Below are 7,539 nucleotides of genomic sequence, written 5' to 3'. Positions count from 1 at the left end.
GGAGTTATATTCAACGCTCCCTGAGGTTGGAGACATGGACCTTCCGAAGCTTGTCTTTTTCTTTGACGAGGCGCACATGCTCTTCCGCGATGCCCCGGCGGTGCTCGTGCAGAAGATCGAGCAGACCGTCAAGCTCATCCGCTCGAAGGGTGTGGGCGTGTTCTTTGTGACGCAGAGCCCGAGCGACATTCCCGACGCGGTGCTCGCGCAGCTCTCCAACCGCGTGCAGCACGCGCTGCGCGCCTATACGCCCACCGAGCTAAAGGCGGTGCGTGTGGCGGCGGTTATGCACAGATTGTTCCGATGGAAGAAATCAATCTGCATTTTACGGGTGACATTCATGCGATTTCGATTGCGAACAACCTGATTGCGGCTTTAATCGATAATCATATTCAGCAGGGAAATGCTCTTCACCTTGATCCGCGCACAATTATTTGGAAGCGTTGTGTTGACCTTAATGACCGGGAGCTGCGAAATATTACAATTGGTTTGGGCGGAAGAACAGACGGTGTTCCGCGAGAAGATCATTTTATAATTTCGGTTGCATCGGAACTTATGGCTATTGTGTGTCTTTCGGTTTCGATTTCCGATTTAAAAAAGAGAATTGATAATATTACAATCTGCCAAACTTATGACAAAAGGGCAGTAAGATTTGGTGAATTAAAGTGTACTGGAGCGATTGCTGCTCTCTTAAAAGATGCAATTCGTCCTAATCTTGTGCAAACATTGGAAAAAAATCCGGTATTTGTTCATGGAGGACCGTTTGCAAATATTGCGCAAGGAACAAATTCTATCAATGCAACATACAGTGCTCTTGCTTGTGGCGACTATGTTGTTACAGAAGCTGGATTTGCCGCTGACCTTGGCGCAGAAAAATTTATGGACATTAAATGCCGTACTGCTGGATTAAGTCCTGACGTAGTTGTAATTGTTGCTACTGTCCGCGCCCTTAAGATGCACGGCGGAGTCGCAAAGGCCGATCTTTCTATGCCGGACACAGACTCTTTGAGAAAAGGGTTTGAAAATCTTGCCGTCCACATTGAAAATATTTCTAAATTCGGAGTTCCTTCCGTTGTTGCAATAAATAAATTTGTTACTGATACTGAAGAAGAAATTGAGCTTTTGAAAAAACTTTGTGCGGAAAAAGGCTCAAAGGCTGTTTTGTGCGAAGGCTGGGGCAAAGGTGGAGAAGGCATGACCGAGCTTGCTCATACAGTTGTCGAGATTGCCGAATCTGGAGAAGCTAATTTTCATTACCTTTACGAATCTCATCTTTCGCTTGCAGACAAGGTTCGAACTATTGCTAAAGAAATTTACCGTGCAAAGTCTGTTGAATTTCCGCCTAGCGTTCTTAAAAAATTGCGTGAATACGAAGAGCGTGGTTTTAAGGAACTGCCTGTTTGTATTGCAAAAACGCAAAATTCTATCAGTCATGATCCAAAATTGATTGGCGCTCCAAAAGATTATGTTTTCCCTGTGCGCGATTGTCAGCTATACAGCGGCGCTGGCTTTGTTGTTGTGCTCGCTGGCGATATTATGACAATGCCAGGCCTTCCCAAGTTGCCTGCTGCCTTGAATATCGATGTAGACGATGACGGAAAAATCTCTGGATTATTCTAGAATTAAAACTGTACTGATAAAAACAAAATCTGCTGGAGAAAAAATGTTCGGATTTTTTTTGAAAAAAAATTTTTGTGATGTTTGGGATAATCTTTTTTATCTTATTTTGACAAATGTTTTGCCTGTTGCAATTGGCGTCGGCTCTTATTTTGCAATTTCTGCTTCTGTTGCAATAAATCCTTATCTTCCTAACGTAATTTTTGTTATATGTGCTGGAGTTTTGATGAGCGTTTTGTTCGCATGGGGAGCAAATGCGCGTAAAATTGCGGATTTTAATTCGCCGAGATGGAGCTTATTTCTTGCTTCCTTAAAAAAATGTTTTTTGACTGGCTTTATCTTTGGCGCGTTGCTTGCGGTTTTGGTTTTGGTTGTAAGAATTGCCTTTATTTTTTACCTTGGAATGTATTTTAAAAACGGAAGTTTGATGAGCATTTTGCTTGCTGCGGTTCTTGCCTGGTTTTTTATTATTGTTGTTATGGCTTTGCAGTGGTTTGTTCCATTGTATTTTTTGCAGGAAGACAATACTTTTGGAAAGAATTTAAAAAAATCGTTTATTGTATATTTTGACAATGCGGGTTTTTCATTTTTAATGCTTTTGCATAATCTTGTGCTTTGTGTTCTGACGATTCTTACATTTGGCCTGATTCCTGGGTTGAATGGAATTACGCTCAGTTGTATGAATGCCTGCCGTCTGCGTCTTTACAAATACGATTGGTTTGAGGAACATCCGGAGTGTCTGGAAGATAAAGAAAAACGCACTTCTGTTCCGTGGGATGAATTGATTGCAGATGATAAAGAGTCTCTCGGTCAAAGAAAATTGAGTTCGTTTTTGTGTCCGTGGAAATAAGTTAAAAAAATCACAACAAAAAGCCCGTGGCGAATGCCACGGGCTTTTTGTTGCTTCTAAAAATTATGTTTATTTAGAAATAAGCAATGTTTTTGAATCAAGCTTAAGACCAGATTCTACGTCTTTTTTGTCGCCGAGTTTAAGAATATCTACAGCGACGTTTGAACCTGTCTGAGAGAGATTTATAACAACATCGAAATATTTTTCCAAGTTTGCAGGAACTACATCTGCAAGTTTAGCGCCTTCTGATGTTGCAGAAGTCCATACAGTTACTTTTTCTGACTGTGCATAGCCTGCAACTGCTTTAACATCGTCTTCTGAAACTTTTGTAAAGTCGATTCCGTCCATTACAACGCCTTTTACAGCAATTCCTGCTGCAGAAAGAGCTTTGAGTGTGTTTACAACTTTTGTAACAGAGAAGTTGTCGAGAGAGAAGTTGAGGATTGTGCGTTTTGAAACTACATCTGTTTTTAGTTCCGCACTGTTTCCTGCTGATTTTTTAGCAATTTCTGCAAAAATTCCATCGTACCATGAAATTACGTTTGAAGAATGAAGATCAAAAGTTACGTGAACAAGCTGTTCGTCTTTTAACAAAGTGTCCATTCCAAACTGAACAAGCACTGATGTCTTTCCCAAGCCTTTTTTAGAAGTAACTAGACCGAGGCCACCTTCTTTAAGACCACCTTCTGTTGCAGCATCAAAAAGGCGAACTGGGCTTTTATTGTAAAGATCCTGTTTTACCATGTGTTTCTCCTATAGGAAATGTAAGTCCGGCAAAATACCGGACTTTTTTGAGTTGCTTAAATCGAATTAAGCGTTCTTTTTTGCTTCCTGATGCTTTTTGATAAGCTCATCAGCTACAGCGTTTGGAACTTTTCCATATTTAAGGAATTCCATTGTAAATTCAGCTTTTCCCTGTGTAGAAGAACGAAGGATTGTTGAGAATCCGAACATTTCTGAAAGTGGAACTTCTGCGTTTACAGTTGAGATGTTGTTTTCATCTGTTGATTCGAGAATTACACCACGGCGCTGGTTGATAAGACCAAACATATTTCCCTGGAATTCAGTAGGTCCTTCGATAGAAACCTTCATGATTGGTTCAAGAATAACAGGCTTTGCCTTTTCATAAGCTTCACGGAATGCACCGATAGCAGCTGTCTGGAATGCAATATCAGAAGAGTCAACTGGATGGTACTGACCGTCGTTAATTGTTATTTTTACACCAACAACTGGAGCTCCGATAAGAGAGCCTTTTTCCATTGCGCGGCGGAAACCTTTATCACAAGAAGGAATGTATTCGTTAGGAATTGCACCGCCCTTGATTGCGTCTACAAATTCGTAGTCTTTGTCGGCGAGAGGCTCCATGAATCCTGCAACGCGTCCGTACTGACCAGAACCACCTGTCTGCTTTTTGTGTGTGTAGTTGAAGTCTGCACGAGCCTGGATTGATTCACGGTAAGCAACCTTTGGAGGAGTTACTTCTACTTCGCATTTGTATTCACGTTTCATACGCTCAACGTATACTGCAAGGTGGAGTTCACCCATACCTTTGATGATTGTTTCATTTGATTCTGGATCAAGCTCTGTCTGGAAGGTAGGGTCTTCTTTTGTAAAGCGGTTGAGGGCTTTAGCAAAATTTGCGGCCATTGACTTGTCTTTTGGCTTGATAGCCTGGGAAATAACTGGCTTTGGAACGAACATAGAAGTCATAGCTACGTTGATTCCTTCTGCACAGAAAGTATCGCCTGAAGCACAGTCAACACCGAACAATGCACAGATGTCGCCTGGTTCTCCAACGCTAATATCTTCCATTGCAGCAGAATTCATGCGTACAAGACGACCAACCTTGAATCTTTTGCCTGTACGAGTATTTGTAAGTTCGCATCCTTTTGGAATACGTCCCTGGTAAATACGGATGTATGTGAGCTGACCGAACTGACCATCATCGAGTTTGAATGCGAGTGCAACAGCTGGCTTGTCTGGAACATTGAAAAGTTCAACTTGTTCTTCGTTTTTGTCGAGATCGAGAGCATAGTTGTGAACTTCTGTCGGGTTAGGAAGATAGCGGACAACACCATCGAGAAGTGGTTGAATACCTTTGTTTACGTGAGCTGAACCGCAGAATACACTGACAAACTGTTCTGCAAGAGTTCCCTTGCGGATTGCAGCAATGAGTTCTTCTTCTGTTGGTTCTTCGCCTTCGAGAACTTTTTCCATAAGGGCGTCATCGAAGTTTGCTGCTTCTTCAATCAATTCCTGATGATAGCGTGCGGCATCGTCTTTCATATGAGCTGGAATATCTGCATAGCGGAGATTTTCACCGTTTTCACCATCGAAGTAAATTGCTTTCATTCCAACGAGGTCTACAACACCTTCGAGTTTGTCTTCAAGACCGATTGGAAGTTCAACCATGTGTGCATTGAGAGCGAGTTTGTCGCGAAGCTGACCGCATACACGAATTGGATTTGCACCCTGACGGTCGCATTTGTTTACGAATGCAACGCGAGGTACATGATAGCGTTTGAGCTGTCGGTCTACTGTAATAGACTGTGACTGAACACCTGCTACAGCACAGAGAATCATGATTGCACCGTCAAGAACGCGAAGAGAGCGTTCAACTTCTACTGTAAAGTCAACGTGTCCCGGTGTGTCGATCAAGTTGATTGTTGTGTCTTTCCATTGAACCTGTGTTGCAGCTGACTGGATTGTAATACCGCGTTCGCGTTCCAGTTCCATGTTATCCATTACAGCGCCAACACCGTCTTTACCGCGAACTTCGTGAATAGCGTGAATTTTGTTACAATAGAACAAAATACGTTCAGAAGTTGTTGTTTTGCCTGAGTCAATGTGGGCACTGATACCGATATTACGTACTTTAGTAATATCAAAAGCCATATTGTTACCTCTCAAAAAAAAGTTTACAATTTAAAAACCGTTTAAAAATTTATCATATATAATGATTTCAAGATAACGGTAGATTAAAACAATATAACTGAATTTTGTACGTTATTCAATTGGTAAAAAGTAAAAATTACTTTAATTCCTTAAAAACAAAACCTTGCGCTAAAAAAAATAATCAATTGTTGTTAGTTTTTTTGTTTGAATGTGATTTTTATTGATGATGTAAAGTGCTTTTTTTTAATTTTCCAGGCGGCGGACAGAGAATATGTGCTGCTGTCTTTTGTTCCGTTGTATAAAACTGAAGCGAGCGAACCAGAAATTCTTATGTTGCGTTTTCTTCCGAGCGATATTGAAGAATCTAGCGAAAATTCTTGTTTTACGCTGTCATTTTCGGTTTTAGACGGATAATGTCTTCCTTTTATAGTAAATTTTTTTGAAAAATTCGGAGAAGTTTTTGATATGCCGAACAGAATTTCGTAAAATTTATTTGGAATTGAACTTTTTGAAGGCGGATTTCCAGAAATAAGAATGTTTCCGCCGGTAAAATTCGATTTGAACGAAAAATTTGGTTTTTCAAAGATAAAGCCTGCCGCAATTTTTGCAATATTTATTGAAGAAACTTCGCTTGTTCCGGCAATTTTCCATGTTTCGGTGGCAGTTATGCCGAATCTGAGCAAATTTCCGCCTTTCGTAAGAAAAACAAGCTGCGGGTTTAAAGAAGCCTGCTCTGCCGTTTTTATGATTGACGAATCTGAAGAAATGAGCGGAACCGCTTTTGGAGAAATTTTTGTTGTCGGAATTGCAAAAAAAGAAGCATCAAGAATAAAATTTTGCGCTGAAAGTCTTATTTTTGAATTAAAGTAAAAAGCGTTGATTCCGTAAGGATTTTGCTGAAGACATGAATAAAAATTGAATTTAAAAAAAGGCGAGATGAAAAAGTTTTCCCAGAAAAAAGAATTGCATCTTTGGCTTGTAAAAGTACAGTTGTTTTTTTTAAGATACGAAGAATTATTTTCCAGAATTGTTGAAGAAAAAGTTATGTGGCTTTGAAAAAATATTTTTTTTGAAAAATGAATTTTTGTTTTTGCGCTAAAAAAAGCCGCCCGGTCTTCGTATCTGAACGCTGCCTGGACCAAAAACGGAATGTTTTTCTTAAAAAAATCCAGACTGCAGAAAAAGGCGGGCGGCTTTTCGGTTGAGGAAATAGTCGGAAGAGAAAAGCCGATTCCTGCCGAAACCGGAAAACTTTTTTGAACAGGATTTGACGAAATTGCGGGCACAGGATTTTTTAAGCGTCCAATCGATTTTGAAAAACTGATTGAACCTGCGGCAAGCGTTAAAGGAATTGTGTTTTTAAAAAGAGTTGAATTTGCGCTCCAGCGTCTGTCTGAAAAAATCGAATTAAAATTTTTCGATTTAAAGGCAGAAGAAAATTCTGAAAATTCGCTTTTTGGAACAGAAACAAAGCCTCTCAAAAAAATTGAACCGAAGTTAACCAGAATTCCGCCTGAACCTGAAAAAGAATTTTGTTCGTTTGCAGAAAAATAAAAGTTTCCGCTGGATTTTAATTCAAAATTGAATTGAGGCTCTTTTCCGAAAGCTGGAAAAAATATTTGTAAAATAAAACCTAATAGAAATAATCTTTTCATCACAATATAAGTTGAGATGAATGTTAATTTTTGACAATTTTTTGGAAATATTTTTGAAAAAAAACGGGAATTTTATTTTGCGGCAATGATTGGAGGGGGGCCGGAGGCAAACAAACGCCTGCGTTTGGTCGGAGGCGAATGCCGTAGCCCTGNNGAATTGCCCCAGCCGCCCTTAATTTTGAACTATATAGCTGTTTATTTTTGCAAATTCATTTGTCGAGGCAATGCGTTTTTGCCAATATTCGGCTTCGCTTTTTGTTGTGTAAGGTCCGACGCGTACACGGTAGAACAATTTTCCTTTTGCGTCGTTGTAAGTGAACACTTCGTTCGGAATTTTGTTGTTTTCGAGGCTTGTGCGCGCTTCGTCCGCGGATTTTTTTGCTTCGTATGAGCCCACCTGAATCCAGTAAGAAACTGGTTTTTGCGCTGTGGTTTTTGCCGATTTTGCGGTTTTTGAAACAGATTTTGCAGTTGCTGTAACTTTTTTTGCCGGAGTTTCTTTTTTTGAAACTGTTTTTGAAA

The 7,539-nt window shown here is 40.1% G+C and carries 7 protein-coding genes; 3 read left to right on the top strand and 4 right to left on the bottom strand.

Going from position 1 to position 7,539, the window contains the following annotated elements; genetic code table 11:
• From B3Y13_RS06765 to B3Y13_RS06755, 3 genes are all read left to right on the top strand, one after another.
• Positions 1 to 367 (top strand): helicase HerA-like domain-containing protein (locus tag B3Y13_RS06765; RefSeq protein ID WP_296693533.1); only part of this gene is annotated, 367 nt, incomplete at its 5' end.
• Positions 304 to 1,620: a formate--tetrahydrofolate ligase gene (locus B3Y13_RS06760; protein ID WP_296693531.1), complete on the top strand. Its 1,317-nt coding sequence runs from the start codon at positions 304 to 306 to the stop codon at positions 1,618 to 1,620. The genes B3Y13_RS06765 and B3Y13_RS06760, both read left to right, overlap by 64 nt.
• 43 nt (positions 1,621 to 1,663) lie before the next feature.
• Entirely contained in the window at positions 1,664 to 2,467 is an 804-nt protein-coding gene (locus tag B3Y13_RS06755; protein WP_296667558.1) for a hypothetical protein, read from the top strand.
• Between the two features lie 69 nt (positions 2,468 to 2,536).
• Here B3Y13_RS06755 and B3Y13_RS06750 read toward each other — a convergent pair whose 3' ends face one another.
• The 4 genes from B3Y13_RS06750 to B3Y13_RS06735 form a co-directional block, all read right to left on the bottom strand.
• Positions 2,537 to 3,211 carry an ATPase domain-containing protein gene (locus tag B3Y13_RS06750; protein ID WP_296021559.1) on the bottom strand — a complete coding sequence of 225 codons (675 nt, stop codon included), beginning with the start codon at positions 3,209 to 3,211 and terminating at the stop codon, positions 2,537 to 2,539.
• A gap of 66 nt (positions 3,212 to 3,277) precedes the next feature.
• Positions 3,278 to 5,362 (bottom strand): elongation factor G, encoded by a 2,085-nt coding sequence (fusA, locus tag B3Y13_RS06745; protein WP_296021555.1) that lies wholly within the window; start codon positions 5,360 to 5,362, stop codon positions 3,278 to 3,280.
• 191 nt (positions 5,363 to 5,553) lie between these two features.
• On the bottom strand, positions 5,554 to 7,017 hold the full coding sequence (locus tag B3Y13_RS06740; RefSeq protein ID WP_296693529.1) for a hypothetical protein: 1,464 nt from the start codon (positions 7,015 to 7,017) through the stop codon (positions 5,554 to 5,556).
• Between the two features lie 172 nt (positions 7,018 to 7,189).
• Positions 7,190 to 7,539 (bottom strand): SPOR domain-containing protein (locus tag B3Y13_RS06735; protein WP_296693526.1); only part of this gene is annotated, 350 nt, incomplete at its 5' end.

This window comes from Treponema sp. UBA7567, from assembly GCF_002476655.1.
In the GTDB taxonomy this organism is placed as follows: domain Bacteria; phylum Spirochaetota; class Spirochaetia; order Treponematales; family Treponemataceae; genus Treponema_D.
This window is presented reverse-complemented; position numbering and strand designations above follow the sequence as displayed.

Coding starts and splice junctions, on each gene's coding strand:
- B3Y13_RS06760 (WP_296693531.1), top strand. CDS start 304: ATGGAAGAAATCAATCTGCATTTTACGGGTGACATTCATGCGATTTCG.
- B3Y13_RS06755 (WP_296667558.1), top strand. CDS start 1,664: ATGTTCGGATTTTTTTTGAAAAAAAATTTTTGTGATGTTTGGGATAAT.
- B3Y13_RS06750 (WP_296021559.1), bottom strand. CDS start 3,211: ATGGTAAAACAGGATCTTTACAATAAAAGCCCAGTTCGCCTTTTTGAT.
- fusA (WP_296021555.1), bottom strand. CDS start 5,362: ATGGCTTTTGATATTACTAAAGTACGTAATATCGGTATCAGTGCCCAC.
- B3Y13_RS06740 (WP_296693529.1), bottom strand. CDS start 7,017: ATGAAAAGATTATTTCTATTAGGTTTTATTTTACAAATATTTTTTCCA.